17 protein-coding genes and 1 pseudogene are annotated in these 19,101 nt (G+C 35.3%); 2 read left to right on the top strand and 16 right to left on the bottom strand.

All coding sequences use genetic code 11. The annotated features are described in order from the left end of the window. Positions 1-149 (top strand): annotated as a pseudogene (locus F7Q90_RS20990) (IS630 family transposase); the annotation flags it as partial. A gap of 93 nt (positions 150-242) precedes the next feature. Here the strand turns inward: F7Q90_RS20990 and F7Q90_RS20985 are convergent. Together F7Q90_RS20985 and F7Q90_RS20980 are read right to left on the bottom strand one after the other, a co-directional pair. Beyond that, positions 243-1,511, bottom strand: coding sequence for an O-antigen ligase family protein (locus F7Q90_RS20985; protein WP_006119838.1), 1,269 nt, complete (start codon positions 1,509-1,511; stop codon positions 243-245). After that, entirely contained in the window at positions 1,498-2,532 is a 1,035-nt protein-coding gene (locus tag F7Q90_RS20980) for a glycosyltransferase (RefSeq protein ID WP_006119839.1), read from the bottom strand. The genes F7Q90_RS20985 and F7Q90_RS20980 overlap by 14 nt, the downstream gene beginning before the upstream one ends. A gap of 493 nt (positions 2,533-3,025) precedes the next feature. On the opposite strand from F7Q90_RS20980, the gene F7Q90_RS20975 reads away from it, so the two are divergent. After that, a complete protein-coding gene (locus tag F7Q90_RS20975; RefSeq protein ID WP_006119840.1) occupies positions 3,026-4,138 on the top strand; it encodes a succinylglutamate desuccinylase/aspartoacylase family protein in 1,113 nt (370 codons plus the stop codon). Positions 4,139-4,495: 357 nt separating this feature from the next. On the opposite strand, the gene wzzB is transcribed toward F7Q90_RS20975, so the two are convergent. The 14 genes from wzzB to F7Q90_RS20905 all read right to left on the bottom strand — a co-directional run. Then, positions 4,496-5,503, bottom strand: a complete 1,008-nt coding sequence (wzzB, locus tag F7Q90_RS20970) for an LPS O-antigen chain length determinant protein WzzB (protein WP_044242220.1) — start codon at positions 5,501-5,503, stop codon at positions 4,496-4,498. Positions 5,504-5,595: 92 nt separating this feature from the next. Then, a complete protein-coding gene (gene gndA / locus F7Q90_RS20965; RefSeq protein ID WP_006119842.1) occupies positions 5,596-7,005 on the bottom strand; it encodes an NADP-dependent phosphogluconate dehydrogenase in 1,410 nt (469 codons plus the stop codon). Between the two features lie 300 nt (positions 7,006-7,305). Then, positions 7,306-8,319, bottom strand: coding sequence for a UDP-glucose 4-epimerase GalE (galE, locus tag F7Q90_RS20960; protein WP_006119843.1), 1,014 nt, complete (start codon positions 8,317-8,319; stop codon positions 7,306-7,308). 1 nt (position 8,320) lies between these two features. Continuing rightward, a complete protein-coding gene (locus tag F7Q90_RS20955) occupies positions 8,321-9,517 on the bottom strand; it encodes a glycosyltransferase (protein ID WP_006119844.1) in 1,197 nt (398 codons plus the stop codon). Between the two features lie 20 nt (positions 9,518-9,537). Then, positions 9,538-10,809 (bottom strand): hypothetical protein, encoded by a 1,272-nt coding sequence (locus F7Q90_RS20950; RefSeq protein WP_151161059.1) that lies wholly within the window; start codon positions 10,807-10,809, stop codon positions 9,538-9,540. After that, entirely contained in the window at positions 10,802-11,632 is an 831-nt protein-coding gene (locus F7Q90_RS20945) for a glycosyltransferase (RefSeq protein ID WP_006119846.1), read from the bottom strand. Before F7Q90_RS20945 ends, F7Q90_RS20950 begins: the two co-directional genes overlap by 8 nt. Before the next feature lie 28 nt (positions 11,633-11,660). Further along, on the bottom strand, positions 11,661-12,587 hold the full coding sequence (locus tag F7Q90_RS20940) for a glycosyltransferase family 2 protein (RefSeq protein ID WP_006119847.1): 927 nt from the start codon (positions 12,585-12,587) through the stop codon (positions 11,661-11,663). A gap of 76 nt (positions 12,588-12,663) precedes the next feature. Beyond that, positions 12,664-13,917: an O-antigen translocase gene (locus F7Q90_RS20935; protein ID WP_006119848.1), complete on the bottom strand. Its 1,254-nt coding sequence runs from the start codon at positions 13,915-13,917 to the stop codon at positions 12,664-12,666. Next, entirely contained in the window at positions 13,914-15,017 is a 1,104-nt protein-coding gene (locus F7Q90_RS20930; protein ID WP_006119849.1) for a DegT/DnrJ/EryC1/StrS family aminotransferase, read from the bottom strand. The genes F7Q90_RS20935 and F7Q90_RS20930 overlap by 4 nt, the downstream gene beginning before the upstream one ends. Further along, entirely contained in the window at positions 15,010-16,209 is a 1,200-nt protein-coding gene (locus tag F7Q90_RS20925) for a formyltransferase family protein (protein WP_006119850.1), read from the bottom strand. The genes F7Q90_RS20930 and F7Q90_RS20925 overlap by 8 nt, the downstream gene beginning before the upstream one ends. Continuing rightward, the gene (locus F7Q90_RS20920; protein ID WP_044242196.1) at positions 16,206-16,604 is read right to left on the bottom strand and encodes a sugar 3,4-ketoisomerase; all 399 of its coding nucleotides are present in this window, start codon (positions 16,602-16,604) and stop codon (positions 16,206-16,208) included. The genes F7Q90_RS20925 and F7Q90_RS20920 overlap by 4 nt, the downstream gene beginning before the upstream one ends. After that, positions 16,594-17,475 carry a glucose-1-phosphate thymidylyltransferase RfbA gene (rfbA, locus tag F7Q90_RS20915; RefSeq protein ID WP_006119851.1) on the bottom strand — a complete coding sequence of 294 codons (882 nt, stop codon included), beginning with the start codon at positions 17,473-17,475 and terminating at the stop codon, positions 16,594-16,596. The genes F7Q90_RS20920 and rfbA overlap by 11 nt, the downstream gene beginning before the upstream one ends. Position 17,476: 1 nt before the next feature. Further along, positions 17,477-18,550 carry a dTDP-glucose 4,6-dehydratase gene (gene rfbB / locus F7Q90_RS20910; protein ID WP_006119852.1) on the bottom strand — a complete coding sequence of 358 codons (1,074 nt, stop codon included), beginning with the start codon at positions 18,548-18,550 and terminating at the stop codon, positions 17,477-17,479. A gap of 438 nt (positions 18,551-18,988) precedes the next feature. Further along, the coding region (locus tag F7Q90_RS20905; protein WP_249042829.1) for an IS1 family transposase at positions 18,989-19,101 on the bottom strand (113 nt) is incomplete at its 5' end.

The raw sequence follows: 19,101 nt of genomic DNA, 5'->3' as shown, positions 1-19,101 counted from the left end.
ATGTCGAACGGTTGTGGCAGGCGCTTCATGAGACAATAACCCGAAATCACCAGTGCAGTTCAATGTGGCAACTGTTGAAAAAGGTCCATCACTTTATGAATACCGTCAGCCCATTCCCCGGGGGAAAACATGGGCTGGCTAAAGTGTAGCGGTATTAGGATCAGTTATTTAGCTTACTTAACACCGCAATCGTCATTAAGTGATTTCAAAATAAAATTTATCATCACTATTTCAACCTATTTTTAAGGTAAAGAAACATCACTTTTAGACCGAACAACGCATAATGCCGTTGAAATGATAAACAACATTGCAGTTGCCGGGAAAAAAAGCACCGTATCGGTCATTCCCATGATAAATAAGGCTGTTGCAGGCATAGCTATACCCATTAATACATTACGACTAATCCAAATCATTAATACTGAGTAATAAATAAAAAGCAGTGACGCTAAACCAGCGATTCCTTGCAATGTTGAGACATCCAAAAATTCATTGTGCATATTACTCTGTACATTTTTATAAGCCTCAGCATTTCCTGTGTGGTAGAGGGCAATATATTCTCTTGCTGACTTTGTACGTACATCGGGAGAAGTAAAACCAAGATGCTCAGGAAAAAAATGCAGACCACTATCCCAGATAGCAACTCGTGCCCCAACGGATGTTGAACTATTTTTGTCATATTCCTTAATGTTATTAAAAGCCTCAACCCAGCGATTTCCAGAGAGGAAGGCAATTACAGAAATAACAACCAAAGCAATTAAACGATTTCTCATCGGTTTAAGAATATTCATTAAGCCATAGTGGCGATTTATTTGATACAAAGTGATAAAAAAATAAGCCAAAAAAGCAATGCGCGTGCCACTCAAGATAACCAGACAAAAAATGCTTATCATTAATAACATATCGACTAACAGCCACTTCTTATTTGCTTTTTTTATAGGTAGCCATAAATATGAACAATACATAAAAATAACCATATAGGCGGTACTTGACGGTGCGTTAGCTGTAAGGAAAATTCTAGTGTGCGTCAACTCATATTCTTTTATCCCAAAAAAAAGTGTTGTTACTGCACCAAAGAATAATACAATTTTGGATAACTTAATACATCTTTCGCTTATCTCATTACTGTAACATGCCATAACAGTTATAATAAAAACACCTAATATGAAACGTTTTCCACTTAACGCATAGTCATTCAAAATGCTTAAAGCCACATCTGATAAAACTTCATATTTAATAGAAATGAATTCCGCCCAAAAAATGCGTACAAGCCCAAAAATAAAAAACGAAGAAATCAAAAGTACAAAGTTTTTTTGAAAAAGTTTTCCACGCAATAATTCCTTGGCTTTAAAGATCAAAATGAAAATGCACAAATAGGATGCCAGATAAAAAACTTTCTGCGGTATGCTATTAACCAGCAAGCTAATTGATAACGCAAAAACCAGCATAAAGAAGACAAGATTAACTATAAAATTAAACTTACCACATGAGTTTTGAATATTAATGTTTTGCACTATCTTCTTCCCGCTTCATTATTTTTACAAGTCTTTCCATATAATACGGCAAATAGAAACTTTTTACGCTCGCCTTAACGATATCAGTTGAAGGAAAAGCGTAACCATCTACAATTTTCTGTAAAAGGTTAGTTAATTGAGCAACATCGTTTACTTTATAAAGTAATCCGTTGACTCCTTCTGAAATTATCTCTGAAGGTCCGCTTATACAGTCAGATGATATGCAGAAAACACCGCGAGACATTGCTTCAAGAAGTGTTAATGGGAACCCCTCATGATTTGAAGTGAGTACCAGGCAAGTAACTTCCTGGATAACATTTTGAACATAATCCCAGGGAGACTTTTGCCAACCATGCCAATGAATCTTTTCAGAAATACCTATCTGCTTAGAATAAGTTTGACAAAGAGCCAAATCACAGCCATCACCTACGACATCCAATGCCCATAGACCTTTAACATTTTTTAAAGCATCAAACAGATCTTTTAATTGTTTCTGATCTTCAAAATGTATTCTTCCAATAAAAAGGAACCGAGCTATTGAAGGACGACGGATAGACGATGAGGTTGATGCAACAGGATTATAAATCACATGAATCTGCTCCGCTCCAGCACCTAGATCAACTAGTTGTTGTTTAATTTCGTTACTTATTGCTAAATGCTCATCAGCCTTTAAAAGATAATGAGGGCGATAACGTTGCTTAGGCGGCAAATGCATCCATGAATAAAGTATCCCTTTCTGTCGGCTTAGATTAAGTGCTTTACGAGCAAGTAAGCAAGGTATTGTATTCAGTGCAACTACGTACGTTATTTTATGTTTACGAATAAACATAGCCAAGCGTATAACATGAGCCAAATTCGTGATTTTTTTATTGCGAGTAACACATTTACTAACAGCCCATTGGATACCATCGCTCCAGTCGCCCGATGTAACAGGTTCTTTAGAATCCAGTATAAAAAGTCCTGCATTGAAATATTTGGTATTGTTAAGTTGCTCAACAACTATACGAGTAACATTTTCCATGCCACCCTGTCCTCGAAGTCTTTCAACTACGAAGAGAATTTTAATGGTTTTAGACATAAGTATTGTATAGCTCATATAAAAATTAAATTTTCACCAATTAATATTGAAACAAGCACATGCTTAACATCAAAGGTGAACGCCATAAAAGCATTTTGCAACAATTCTAATTTAAGTCGACTATCAAAAAAAATTTAACGAGGTTAAGCAGAAAAAGTGATGAATTATGCAAAATTTAATTACTGGATAGGCTTTGTTGAATAAATGGATTTTATGCTGTGGTACTATGAAAACGGTTGTTTCAGATAACATAAAATCAATGCGTTACATGCTTGCGTATGACGGTGTTCTGTCTGGCATCAGCGTTTTCTACCAAAACAGTGCAGACAAAACAGAATGATTACCTATTATTCAACAAAGCCTTGATACTATACTTAATTTTTATTATAAGAGCTATAATGTTAGTTCTGAACCGACAAAAGGATATTAACACGGTATGTACCAGCAACATCACCCCTTGTTAAGCGCCTCTCTCGGCACCCAACGTGAAATTATTAGCTTCCACTTTGGAGAGGATCATACTCGGCAGGTCTATATTCAGGCCGCATTGCATGGCGATGAAATCCCAGGCATGGCTGTTGCCTGGTTCTTGAAAAAACGTCTGCAAATGTTGGAATCATCTGGACGTTTAAAATCTTCATTTACACTCATACCTGTTTCTAATCCCATTGCACTCAGCCAGCATTGGCACGGCACCCATTTAGGACGTTTTCATACTCAGAACGGAAAAGACTTTAACCGTAAATTTCCGTCGCTAGGTGCTACATTGATCACTGAATTGGCCAATGTTTTAACGCCAAACGAAATTCAAAACAAGCGACTGATCCGTGATGCAATAGATCGTTACTACCGTGATGCAGTTCCTAAAACGGAACTGGAGGCACAGCGTTTCACACTGATGCGCATGGCAAGCCAGGCAGATTTAATGATCGACCTGCACTGCGATTGGGAAGCAGTTCCTCACCTCTATACCACACCGCATGCATGGTCGGAAATTGAACCGTTTGCGCGCTGGTTAGGCAGTGAGGTTCAGCTACTTGCACAGAACTCAGGAGGAGAACCATTTGATGAAGCCTGTTGTGAACCATGGTTAACATTAGCAGAACGTTTCGGCGATAAATTTCCAATGCCACGCGGCCTACTTCCTGTGACACTTGAACTCTGCGGACTACATGATGTGTCACCAGAGCAGGCAGAAAGAGATGCAGATGCAATTATTAACGCCTTACAGGAATTAGATTATATCACGGCCAGTGAGGCTGCAGTTTCTGTTGAGGTAGCAGCGCCAGTAATTGGCGGGGACGAACTAGTATCAGTTTCCAGTAGTAGTGAAGATCTAGTCAACCTTAAAGAAAACGACAACGGGCTAAGCGTAACAGAGTATACGCCAAGACTTAATGATGTAAACATAATTAAACAGCGCCATACTGAGGGGGCTTCCGCCCTATCCCCTCCATTAAAAAATCCCCCTACTCCTCTTTCGGGTTGCGAATATATTCACTCGCCCGTCTCAGGACTGATTCTACATCGTAAAGGCTTTGTTGAATAATAGGTAATCATTCTGTTTTGTCTGCACTGTTTTGGTAGAAAACGGGCTTTGTTGAATAATAGGTAATCATTCTGTTTTGTCTGCACTGTTTTGGTAGAAAACGCTGATGCCAGACAGAACACCGTCATACGCAAGCATGTAACGCATTGACTTTATGTTATCTGAAACAACCGTTTTCATAGTACCACAGCATAAAATCCATTTATTCAACAAAGCCATTAGCAGGGAAAAATCCAGTTAGAGTTGGAAGGTTATTAGTCGAATAAAAAACATTAAGTAGGCACCTAGCTAAAATTAAAAAAGCATGGGTGCCTAAAATTAATTATCATGTTAGTAACATGACTGTAATTTGGTTATTTAATCATGTTTACGAAAAGCAGTGAGCACGTTACGGTTCAATACAATTATACTACCTATCATCGCCCCTAAAATCAGCGACAAAATAATAATAATAGATTTTTTAGGGCTGCCACGATGTGAAGGTAAATCTGCGGGAGAAACGTATCTATAAGATTGAAGGTTTTCAACTTCAAATTTTAAGTCTGTCAAAGCTAATAGAGCACGCTGTAACTCGTAATATTTTTTATCGTACTCAAGTGGTTTACTTTTTTCATTGTTTGCTATTGCTTTAAGTGCGTCACTGCCTAACAAGTAAAAGGTATCATCTGAAAGAAAATCAGCCTGATTGACCTGTAACTTGTTGATATTAGAATCTTTAGCGATAGTTAAAGCATAATTAATTACTTCAATACGATGTTCTTTTTTATCTTGAGCAAGTTTCTTGTAAGTGTTAATTACATTTTTTAACTCTCGGGTTTTAACATTTACGCTTCTTTTTATGTCATCACCATAATCTTTAACTACAACATAGTTAACCTGATTGATATATTTACTCAGTTCTTCCTGAGCTTTTTTAGCACTGGATGCGACAAAAGAAATATTTAAAGAATCGGTCGTACCATCTATTGTTTTAACATTTAAGGTCAATGGGTCGTCCAAATTAAGCAAAGAACTAGATAAAGCGCTCATAGAAGCACCAAAACGACCAAAAAGTTGATTTTGAATATTAATAATTGAAGGTTTATCCTGCGAGTTGTCACTATAAAGAACTGCCAGAGTTGCATTATAATTAGCAACCTGTCCAGCACTTGGCAGTGTCACCGTTGCTGTTGATGTCCATTTTTGAGGAGCAATCATTAAATATATGATCCCCAAAATTAATGCGACAATCATTGAAATAATTACAACCCACCTCCCATCCCAAAGCTTACAAAAAATAGCTAAAACTTCATTTTCATCATACTGATTACTTTTTTCTTTAGAAGGTAGAGAGTTTTTTCTTTTAACAACATCATCTAAATTCATACGTATATTTGCCAACAAGGTGAATAGGATATAAATGCAATAAAGTGCTAAAATTGGAGGCTTTCCTGTGAACAGGAAAGCATCCAATTTAATTAATTAAGCCATTCAGTGTGAAACACACCCTCTTTATCGATACGCTTATACGTATGTGCGCCAAAATAATCTCTCTGCGCCTGAATCAGGTTAGCAGGTAAAACTGCAGAGCGATAGCTATCGTAATAAGAAATAGCAGCTGAAAAAGTAGGTGTGGGTATACCACTCTGTACGCCGTAAGTTACGACATCACGTAAAGCTTGTTGATATTCGTCGGCAATTTTTTTGAAATAGGGAGCAAGCAATAAATTGGCAATATTGAAATCTTCAGCATAAGCATCGGTGATTTTTTGTAAGAATTGAGCCCGAATAATACAACCTGCACGGAAAATTTTAGCGATTTCACCATATTGCAAATCCCAGTTATACTGTTCAGAAGCAGCTTTAAGTTGCGAAAATCCTTGAGCATAAGAAACAATCTTACCAAGATAAAGGGCGCGGCGTACTTTTTCAATAAACTCACTCTTATCTCCATTGAAAGTTTGGCTAACTGGACCGCTCAGGACTTTCGATGCCGCAACACGCTGTGTTTTTAATGAGGAAAGGTAGCGAGCGAATACAGATTCAGTAATTAAAGAAAGAGGTTCCCCTAAATCAAGAGAACTTTGACTTGTCCATTTACCGGTCCCTTTGTTCGCAGCTTCATCTAGAATGACATCAATTAGATAATTATCTTCATCATTTTTTTTTATAAAAATATCTTTTGTAATGTCAATGAGGTAGCTACTTAACTCCCCATTATTCCAATCATTAAAAGTTTTGGCCAACTCTTCATTTGAGAGGCCAAGAGCGCCTTTTAGCAAAGCATAAGCTTCGGCAATTAACTGCATATCGCCATATTCGATGCCATTATGAACCATTTTAACATAATGACCAGCCCCATCAGGACCTACGTAAGTGACACAAGCATCACCATCATCCGCGCGAGCCGCGATTTCATTAAGAATAGGGGCAACCATTTCATAGGCATGTTTCTGCCCGCCAGGCATGATTGAAGGGCCTTTCAAAGCACCTTCTTCGCCACCAGACACTCCAGTTCCTATGAAATTAAAACCTTTCTCAGAAAGCTCTTTGTTGCGACGAATCGTATCTTTGTAAAAAGTATTACCCCCGTCAATGAGGATGTCTCCTTTATCAAGATGGGGGGTAAGGGAAGCGATTGTTTTATCAGTGGCCTCGCCTGCCTGCACCATCAAAAGGATTCGCCGGGGTTTTTCAAGAGAATCTACAAATTCCTCGATTGAATAGAAAGGTTTAAGTTTTTTTCCAGGATTTTCTGCAATCACTTCATCAGTTTTTTCGCGTGAACGGTTGAAGACAGAAACAGTATAGCCACGGCTCTCAATGTTAAGTGCCAAATTACGGCCCATTACTGCCATACCTACAACGCCAATTTGTTGCTTGGACATGCTTTACTCCTGTCTGAATTAAGTGATTAAAGTGTTTTAGGCTTTGTTGAATAATAGGTAATCATTCTGTTTTGTCTGCACTGTTTTGGTAGAAAACGCTGATGCCAGACAGAACACCGTCATACGCAAGCATGTAACGCATTGATTTTATGTTATCTGAAACAACCGTTTTCATAGTACCACAGCATAAAATCCATTTATTCAACAAAGCCAGTGTTTTACTGTAACAGATATCTACGTTCAGAATGAACGATGATTGCTATATTATGCAATTGAACATTTCTCAGGAAAGTTATTGATTCATTCGTAACCGTTTGGATTATTTTTTTGCCAATTCCAGGAGTCTCGCATCATGTCATCAAGACTTCTCTTCGCTGACCAGTTCAAATCAGCCATAGCAAGTGAAGAGTCAGACCAACATTCTGCAATATCACCGGGACGCCTACTCACAATTTCATATGGGATTTTTATACGGGAGATATTCTCAAAAGCTTTAACTAGCTCGAGCACAGAATATCCCCTACCCGTCCCTAGATTATAAACATTTAAATTTTTGGTCTTATTTCGATGTTTTAGAGCCGCAAGATGACCTTCAGCAAGATCCATTACGTGTATAAAATCTCTGACGCCAGTACCATCGGGTGTTGAATAGTCTGAACCATAAATTTTGAGTAGAGGGAGTTTCCCTATCGCTACTTGTGTTATATATGGCAACAAATTATTAGGTACACCTCGTGGACTTTCTCCAATTTTCCCCGACTCATGGGCACCAACTGGATTAAAATACCTTAATATTGTCGCATTAAAATCTTGGTTTGAAAGACAAATATCAGACAATATTTTTTCTGCTATTAGTTTGGATGAACCATAAGGATTCGTTGTATTACCTACATAGCAATCTTCAGTCAGAGGGATTTTTTCCACACTTCCATAAACTGTAGCAGATGAACTAAAAATAATGTTTTTAACATTTGCCTGAAGCATAGTTTTTAATAGAATAAGTGTACCGGAAACATTGTTTTCATAATAATACAATGGTTCCTTGATAGACTCATTTACAGATTTAGAACCAGCAAAGTGAATCACATCGCTCACGTTGTGTTTAGTGAAAATCTCCTTCAACAAAAGTGAGTTAAGGACACTTCCATCATAAACAACCAATTGCTTACCACTCAAGGCCTCGAGCCTTGAGATAACGTGTCTTGAGGAGTTTGAAAAATCATCCAAAACAACAACATCGTAATCAGCGTTCATCAATGTTAAAACGGTATGCGAACCGATATAGCCGCATCCGCCCGTTATCAATATTGCCATGTTAACCTGCTATTTTTTTGATAATGCCTTGTAAAAAATTTCGCCAGTAATCGATATTACTAAACACTGACATCTGCTTTGAACCTTCAATTAGTTTAGAGTAGTTATTTGTATCATTGATATATTTCAAGCCATTAATAATATCTGAAATCGAGCCGGGACGAATAACAACCGCATTTACACCATTTTGGATAAATGCAGAAACACCTCCTACGCTGGTAGACATTACAGGTTTATGATAATTCCATGCTTCCATAATAACACGCGGAAAACCTTCATTTGTTTTTGAGAGCATAGTAACTACATAAGCATCAAGATAATGCTTTTTCAAATCTTTATTATTAATAGCACCTGTAAACTCAACTTTATGTTGAATATTGTTTTTTTCGACTAAAGCTATTGCATCTTTGAGATCGGGTCCATCGCCCACAATTCGCACCTTAAAGTCATCAAAGCTTTTAATTGCCTCAATAAGTTCAAAAACACCCTTATCTTTAACTATTCGGCCAACAAAAAGCACCAATTTTTTCTGATTTAAAAGTACTTTATTTTCAGATGTGGGTATAGCCGTATATCTCTCTAAAGCGATATCGACAAATTGGCTTGTCCTTCCATTTGCGACCTTATTAATATATTCAAAAAGTAAACTACCTGATGTCAAATTATATGCATTCGTATTTTTGCTTATTTTTAATGTTTGCTGTGTTACGACGAAAGAAAAAACAAAAGCCAAACACTTATTTAATCCAGAGTATTTCTGATCTTTCCATGTTAGTCTTGCATCACCACACACATGATGTAGTAATTTTTTCTTTTTACGTAGTACTCTATTTGAAAATGATATTCCTAAAGGGGAAGGTGTTCTTGCCCAAAAAATAGCATCCGGATTAGCTTCAATAAGACTATCACAGCTCTTGGCAAATCTTGTGTAAAAACCAAAATTCAAAAAACTTTTTTTATAGAAAATCTTAGTTGTGCAGTTTTCTGGAACTGGGGCTTCTACAAAATTCGCAGCATCGATAACGGAAGTCATTCCGGAAATATCTATTTGAGCATTTTCATTTTGGGTTGCAGCAGAAAATATAATAACATTATCAATGCCAAATACTTTCTGTAAAAAAAGAGCATTTCCAGAATCAGAGTAATATGCTCCATTAAACTTAATAAATGTCTCACCTAAGCAGGCTACAACTTTCATACTCTCTTCCTTAATTGTATTTACTCGCATCTACTATCGTTTATTTCTTTTTGGGTGAGTGTTAAATTAAGACTTAAGTACATAAAGAAACATATGAAAGCATCATAGATTATGAATCCTTTAAACATAAATATGATACTCAACATTAAATTAACAAAAAGATAAAAACTATTTTTTATTTTTCTTAGTTTGAAAGGGTTCAAAACAACAAACAGTGTAGCTAACATCAGTAAGCAACCTAAAATGCCAGAAGAAAATAATAGCCTGAAATAACCTACATCTGTTTCTTTATAGTAACCACCAATTCCATTAGTTAATCTTCCGTCACCTAATATAGTGAAATCACTTAAGCTATAAACATACATTTCTAGATTTTTTTGTAGCGAGCCTGATTTTAACCCTGAATTAAAAAATTCCAGAGCCCATCCCGTGAAAAAGTTGGCTATTTTAGGAGGAAGCAATACACTAATGAGACCGAACAAAAGCGTTAAGGTTACAAAAAAAAACACTAAATAAAACCAATTTTTTTTATAATTTTTTGCATCGCATAACATTATTGCCATTAAAGCAATTATTCCTGCTATTGAACTTCTTGCTGCGATTAGTGAGCTAATAATTACGATGAAAATTACGAGATAGTTTCTTAACTTTAACTTTCCGGTTTTTGTAAATTCAGTCACATAGATATAATAAAGAATTGCACCTGTAATTTGAATAAATGCAGTAGCATATGCTGAAAAGCCATTAATACCGATTAATCTTAAAGATAAGAGATTTTTCAATGCATCTTTGCCAAGTACATCAACTACTTCCAATTGTAAAAATGACAAATAAAAATTTCTTATATCAATAGATAAAAACATGACAATCATGACAATTGCATTTAAGAATGTTGCCAGGCCTATTATTTTTAAAATTTCTCCGGGGCTGGCATTCATCTTTTCAACTATGTATGGAGTAATCATTAACACAAAAGGTATAAGTATTATAAATTTAAAAAAGGAGGGGTCAAAATTATCAATATTTTTCAGGATTGAAAAAAAAAGAAAAAACATCCAAACACAAGATATTTTTAAAGAATTAGTGTTGAATTTAAAATTTTCTTTTTTATAACTTGACAGGAATGCCAAAAAAAAAGGCAAACTTACGATATAAAAACTTCCAATACCATCTAAAAATACAAACTTGACATTGTAAAGAAAGAACACTGTTAATAAAGTTAATCCTATTGTTCTTTTAAACATATTTTCTTTTTTTTCAATATCATGTTTAGAGTGCGGTTCATTAATCATGTTTTTTTCTTAATATATATTTGTATATAATTTTCCTGATTTCATTAGGAATAAGTCTTACAAATGAGCGTGATGCTACATTAATAAAAAAATCAGAGAAGTTTATATAATCTCTCTTGAAGAAAAGGTATTGATTCTTTATTTCAGATAAAAAATACTTAAATCCTCCGCGCCGCGAGTATGTTTGATCTGTAAATCTCATATCCACCAAGACTTCTTGTAGATTATCACCTATTACGTTTGAATGTAAAAGTTTCATCCAAAGAGCATAGTCTTCGTACAGAAATTCGTTTCCATAACCACCATGCCTCAGAATTAGGCTTTTCCTAAAAATAACAGCTGGGTGATTAAACGGGCAATAACGTTTTGAAAAATGATTAAGTCCTTCTTTTGCGGGCACTTTTCTTACAAAACCTCTGTCACAAGGCATCTCCTCAAATTCTTGAATCCAGGCACTTGAAATTCCCACCTCAGGATTTTTGAACATAAAATCAACTTGACGTTCAAATCTCGTAGTCCTGTTGATATCATCAGCATCGGCCCGAATGACAAGTTCATTATTACATAATTCTAAACCTGCATTAAGGGCTTTACCTAAACCGACATTTTTCTTAAGTTTAACTATTTTAAAGTTTAGTTTTTTTTCCCAATGATTAATGGTCTCTGTTAAATCTTTTGACAAAGGCCCATCCTCAACGAGCACTATTTCATCTGGTAACAAAGTGTTATTTTTAATAGACTCAAATGCGGCGTTGAGGAATTTATAATTATCTTGATGGTAAACTGACATCAAAATAGTGAACTTTCCACTGCGTAAATGCATTAATTATTCTCGATTATAGATCAATTTATTAACTAAATAATTTATTCCGTAAATAACCGACTTTGAAAATAAAATTAAAAGTTATTATTGTCGTTTTTGAAACCACGTTTTTTTTATTTCCAAAGAAATTCACAAGAGAAGGGTATACTTTAGCCCATACTAAACTTCTTATTTTATTAATCTTATTATCTTTATATATTTCGCATTTAGCCAATTCAAATTTAATAAGATCGATCATGATTAATTTATTAATAATTTGCTTTGAAGTATTACTAGCAGACTCTCCTATTCTATATAATACAGTTACATCATCAATAAAATTAAAAGAAAAACCCTTTAAAGATAATTTAACCCACAGAGGATAGTCATCGAGTAAAAAATAATTTTCGTCAAGGTAGCCAACCTCTCTAATCACGTCCATATGAATAAATGTCGTCGGAGCTACTGAGAAATTTTCAGTTCTGAGATAAAGCTGTTGTTTTTTTAAGTCTTGGCTAAGTACCAATTGTTGTTTCTTATCTGGTAGCTCGTTAAAGTAAATATTTTCATTATCTATTTTTTTAAACGCTTTCATTTTAGAGAAGAAAACTTTATTATTATTTTTTTTAATTAATTCATGATTAACAGCCAAGCAATGTGGCAATAATATATCGTCACCGGCAATCAATTTCATCCATTCTGTTTCAACTAATAAAAGTGCACTATTAAAATTTTTAACTATCCCTAAGTTTTCTGCATTAAAATTTCTAACAACTTTGTTGAAATATTCCCCGTTTTTTTCTAACCACTTATTTATAATAAGTTTACTTTTATCTTGAGATCCATCATCAGATATGATCAAATTAATATTTTCAGGACCGAAACTTTGACTTAAAATACTATCAAAAGTTTCAACTATCGTACTTTCTGAATTGTATGATAAAACTATGACAGTTATAGGTTTCTTATTACTCATAGTTTATGATTAACTCCAATGAAAATCTGAAATGTCGCCACAATGAAAATGAGATTTTTTAAAATTAATTTAAAGATTACTTTTCGATAATCTTATCAAAAAATAGAAAAATTGTTATAAAATACATCACATAATTTGTTAAATATGCATAATTAGCTCCATGAGCACCATAAAAATGAATATATACCCCCCCTAGAAAAATGAAGTTAAGCGCAAAAATAATTTCGCTATAAACAAACCATTTTACTTTTCCTCTTGCTAACATAGGAAAAGCGATTAACCATGATGCAATTTTAATAACATCACCAATGAGTTGTACCAGAAAAAAACTTCGCGCCTGAGAAAATTTACTATCAAACAAAAGGTTAATAATATTGTCACGACATAAATACATACCTATAGATAAAAGCATGGTTACAGGAATAATAACTTTAAACGCAGAAAATACTTCTTTCTTTAATTCCACATTATCTTTTATTTTTGACAGGTGTGGTAAGTAATATGTTGAAAGCGCAAGTGTGATTACAGCAAGATAGGCCTCAGATATTTTCCAAACTGCTTGCCATTGCCCCGTAACATCCCATCCACAATTATTAGCGATAAGACGGCGTATTATGATTAACGCCAAAGGCATTGAAAGCGCACTCGCTATAGTCATTATTATATAGCTTCTAATGTCATACATGTATTTAGTAGTAACTTGTCCATAAAAGTAAACGATTTTGAACCATGTTTTTTTTATACATAAAGCAATTGTAACAATTCCAATTATCGCAGCTTGAAAAGACGCAGCGTAAAGTGCCCCTCTGATGCCAAGATATCTTGTGAGCAAAATCATAATGAGTGCGCTTATCAGTACAGATATAATGCCTGTTAATACATAATACTTATAACTTTGATACCCATTTAATATTGAAACAATCATTGTTCCATATGCTGCCACAGGCAGCGTTAATGCGATAATAATAATATAAGGATATTGTTCTTTATTACCTATAAGCAAGTAAGAGAGTAAGGGCGACGTTACACAGACCAATGGAATCATTATCCCACACAAAATTATTATCCATCTTGAACAGGCTCTCCACCAATAAGCACAGTTCTCATGCCCTGACTCTGAATGCTCGGCAGTATACCTTACAATACCATTTCCAGCAGGAGCATTAGCGATACCATTTAAAATATTTGCTATCGTTTGTAATTGTCCTAACAAGGCCAACCCCGTTGGCCCCGTATATATGGCTACGAATTTACCGATTACTAAACCGCATCCCATCCGCAAAAAAGTCAGGAGAGCTGTAAAAATCGTAACAGAAAAAAATTTCTTCATCCTTTGAAGCCATTTAAAGCATCTATTATTTTAGAAGTTTCTTCCAGCGTTTGCGTTGGACCAATAGGAATAGAGAGTACGTTCTTGTGCAACATTTTAGTAATCGGCAAATTAAGGTTATTAAATTCTTTATAGGCTTTTTGTTTGTGAGGGGGGATAGGATAGTGTATTAGTGTTTGTATATTATTTCTATACAACCATTTTTGTAATTCTTCTCTATAGTCAGTTTTAATAACAAACAAATGCCAGACATGATTTTCTTCAGATGTTACTTGAGGTAATGTAACTAAACCGTTTTTTATTTCTGATCTGTATCTTTTTGCAATCGTTCTTCTTTTATTAATCTCAGCATCGATATATTTTATCTTAACATTTAAAAAAGCGGCCTGTATTTCATCTAACCTGCTATTAACACCCTGGTACAGGTTTTCATACTTTTTGTGTGAGCCATAATTTCTTAAAGCTATCAAAGTTTCTGCCAAGTCTACATTATTTGTTGTAATGGCACCCGCATCGCCTAAGGCACCCAAGTTCTTACCTGGATAGAAACTGAAACAACCCGCATCTCCAAAATTACCTGCTTTGACCCCTTTGATCGAAGCGCCATGCGCCTGTGCTGAATCTTCTAGTACAAGCAATCCCTTTTCCTTAGCAAATTTACAAATTTCATCCATCGGTGAAATCTGACCGTAAAGATGAACAGGTAATATTATTTTAGTTCGATGAGTAATATGTTTGCTAAGCACCTCTACATCGAGATTGAAAGTTTCAGGATTAGGTTCAACTAAGACAGGAACTAAATTATTAGCCGTTATAGCAAGTATTGATGCAATGTATGTATTAGCAGGTACAATCACCTCATCACCATCGTTAATGACCCCTAATAATTTCCACGCCCTCATTACTAAAACAAGAGCATCCAACCCATTAGCAACACCTATTGCATATTTTGTACCACAATAAGAACTGAAATTATTTTCAAATGCTTTTAGTTCATCCCCTGTGATATAAAATCCGGATTTAATAACTCTGGTTGCTGCCTCTAATAGTTCCGCTTCGTACTGAGCATTTATCTGTTTGAGATTTAAAAAATCAATCATTATAGTAACCTTTAATAAAATTCAATGTTTCTCTATCATTACCTTTTTCCAGGTAATCAATTACTGTCAGACCATTAAAGTCCTTCAACGATAAATCAGCGCCCAGCGCAAACAATCTCTTGAAACCAGAATAATCTTTACTTTTTGACATATAACTCTTGTAATACATAGCAACTGTAGTGCCATTATTATTGGTATCGTTTATATTCGCACCTAACTCAACTAGTTTCTCAATCATGTCAATACGCCCGTAGTATGCAGCTACAATAACCGGACTCCAACCTTGTTCGTTTTTCTCATTAATATAAATCATCTTGTTTGAATGGTTACTTATAGCCTTAACATTCCCTTCACGGCATAAGTTTAAAAAATCTTCAAGATTATCTTTAAATAAATTTAAATCATAATCAATAGTAGACAATATTATTTGCGAATCATCCTCAAATATAATCCTACCTGGCTTTTCATTTGTTTTTTTATCAAGTATTTTCCCATGAAAAACCATACTTCCTTGCACAGAAGGTAACTGATAATCTCGAAAAGAATAAGCTCTGACTTGCTGTAATATTTTTTCCGCAGTCTGGTTATAATCAATATTTAATTGATTATAGTTTATGCTTTTTTTAGAGTAATAAGTTGATTTTTTTGCACTTTGTTTGGATTTTACAAAGTTCCCAGCAATCAAACTTGGTAGGTTTTTTATAACTAATTCAGTACCGAATCTGATATATTTTAAATATAAGCTTTTCGCAGTTTCGTTTTCTTCAAGTTGAAATGATATCTGATCAATAATATCACCTGTATCTATTCCACTATCTATACAATGTAACGTCACCCCACTTTTTTCTTCGCCATTTAATATCGGCCATGCTGAAGTATACATGCCCTTATATTGAGGTAATAATGAAAAATGGATATTAAAAACTTTATCGTGAGAAAACTTTTCGGGTGCAATTATCTTATCATATTCAAGCGATAAAAATATTGCACCTTCCATTCTATACGCATCATTCAGGCTAATTTCTTGCAACTTCTTTTCATGGCAATACTTTTTAAACGAACGTTGAAAACCATTTTCACCTTGATCATTTTGATTAAATAAAACAAATACTTCTATTTTTTTATCATAGTTAATTAACCATTCAGTGACGCTTATAGCAATGTTATTTTTTCCTGCGATAATGATTTTCATTTTTTCATCACATCAATAAAATAATTATAATCCCGAATATAATCTGATTCATCATATTCATGGCTTGCTAATATTAATAAAACGCAGTCTTCCGAAAAGTTACTAATTTCACGCCAAATGCAAGAATCGATAAGTAATCCTTGAGATGGGTTGTTTAAAAAAATTTTGACTCTTTCCTTACCATCATCAAGCAAGAATTCGCATGAACCTTTTAAAGCTATTGCAACCTGCTTTAATTCTTTATGTGCATGATATCCACGCGTTACACCCTTCTTTGTGTTGACAATATAATACACTCGCCTGATTTCAAATGGTATATTTGTATCTCTTTCTAAAGACACTAATGAGCCTCGTTCATCGCCATGAATTTGAAGAGGTAATAGTTCAACTTTCATTTTTTGACGTCTCTACTAACTTAATTAAATATTTGCCATAGTGGTTTTTACTAAGTGACTCACCGCGTTCTTTCAATTCTTCGTTCGTTAGCCAACCGTTTCGCCAGGCTATTTCTTCTGGACAAGCAACCATCATACCTTGTCTTTTCTGGACCGTTTCTACAAAGCTTCCTGCTTCAATAAGACTGTCGTGTGTACCAGTATCAAGCCAGGCAAAGCCCCTACCGAGTTGTTCAACATGAAGCTCCTTCATCTCCAGGTATTTTTCATTTATTGATGTAATTTCCAACTCGCCCCGACTCGATGGGACAATTTTTTTAGCAATATCGATAACTTTATTATCGTAAAAATAGAGCCCTGTTACAGCCCAATTTGATTTAGGCTTATTTGGTTTTTCTTCTATTGACAATGCCCGGTTGTGATCGTCGAACTCAACCACACCAAAACGTTCAGGATCCATAACCTGATATCCAAAGACTGTTGCCCCCTTATTATTTTCAACAACTTTTTTAAGTTTAGGACTAAAACCTTGTCCAAAGAAAATGTTATCTCCAAGAACAAGACATACAGAGTCATTAGCAATGAATTCTTCACCGATAATAAATGCTTGGGCAAGCCCATCTGGATTAGGCTGTACTTTGTAGGCCAAATTAATTCCAAACTGACTGCCGTCGTTCAATATTCTTTTGAAACTAGCCTGATCTTCCGGGGTTGTAATGATCAAGACATCCTTTATTCCTGCAAGCATAAGTACGGAAAGCGGATAATAAATCATTGGCTTATCATAAATAGGTAACAGTTGCTTAGATACGCCTAATGTTAATGGGTAAAGTCTGGTGCCGGAACCACCTGCAAGAATAATGCCTTTCATATTAATTTAATCCTAGACGTTCACGCTGATAACTACCATCCTGTACTCTTTTACACCATTCTTGGTTAGCGATATACCAGATAACGGTTTTTTTAATTCCGCTCTCAAATGTTTCCTGCGGCTTCCATCCTAATTCACGAGCAATTTTTCCAGAATCAATAGCGTAGCGACGATCGTGGCCAGGGCGATCTTCAACATAAGTAATGAGTTCGCTATATGAGGTTTCTTTAGGGGCGATTTCATCTAAAATATGACAAATCGTGTAAACAACATCGAGGTTTTTTTTCTCATTGTGCCCACCGATATTATACGTTTCTCCCACCTTGCCTGTTTTAACAACTGTCAGAAGAGCTCTGGCATGGTCTTCGACATATAGCCAATCGCGAATTTGATCTCCCTTGCCATATATGGGTAGAGGTTTACCTTCAAGCGCATTTAATATAACGAGTGGGATAAGTTTTTCAGGGAAATGATAAGGACCGTAATTGTTTGAGCAATTGGTGATAAGTACGGGTAGTCCATAGGTGCGGCACCAGGCTCTTACCAAATGGTCACTAGAAGCTTTTGAGGCAGAGTAAGGGCTGCTGGGCTCATAACCTGTATCTTCTGTAAAAAGAGGTAACTCAGCGCTTCCGTCTATATCGTCTGGATGCGGCAAATCTCCATAAACTTCGTCCGTAGAGATATGATGGAATCTAAAGTTTTGTTTTCTCACTGAATCAAGCTTGAGCCAGTATTGTCTTGTCGCTTCAAGTAACGTGTACGTTCCAACAATATTGGTTTGAATGAACGTGGCTGGCCCTGTGATTGAACGATCTACATGACTTTCGGCTGCTAAATGCATTATCGCATCAGGCTGATGACGTTGAAAAATATTTTTCAGTGCATCGGCATCGCATATATCAGCTTGCTCAAATGTATAGCGTTGATCACTTTCGATTTCTTTGAGGGATTCAAGATTACCTGCATAGGTCAGTTTATCAACATTTACCACCTGATCTTGCGTGTTATTAATGATATGTCGAACGACGGCCGAACCAATAAATCCTGCACCACCCGTAACTAAAATTTTCACAATCGCTATCCAGAATATTATTTTTAGCACTACATTCTAAAAAGATATTATCTATTCGATTCAGAATGCCATAAATTTATCCGAAAGATAAATTATTAGAAGAAGTTCATCGATATAAATCAAAAACGCGGCTTTGTTGAATAAATGGATTTTATGCTGTGGTACTATGAAAACGGTTGTTTCAGATAACATAAAATCAATGCGTTACATGCTTGCGTATGACGGTGTTCTGTCTGGCATCAGCGTTTTCTACCAAAACAGTGCAGACAAAACAGAATGATTACCTATTATTCAACAAAGCCCAAAAACGCTTAAAACTTATCTACCAGGACATGCTTATCATTTTGATTTGTTAAATTTCTTTGCTTAACTCTTTGAAAACGCGTTGACTTATAAATAACAGTATTAAACGATAAAAATATACGGTGATGACTCCAATTAGTAGAACATATGCCTCTCGATGAAGGCACCGATGACTTTTTCGTGGATCTCGATGGAACGAGAGAAACAAATTGTTTTGCGCGCCAGTCGCTTGATACGGGTGCGAAGCG

It is taken from the genome of Pantoea stewartii subsp. stewartii (genome assembly GCF_008801695.1).
GTDB classification, from domain to species: Bacteria; Pseudomonadota; Gammaproteobacteria; order Enterobacterales; family Enterobacteriaceae; genus Pantoea; species Pantoea stewartii.
Note: the sequence above shows the minus strand (reverse complement) of the source record. Positions and strands in the feature narration are given on the sequence as shown.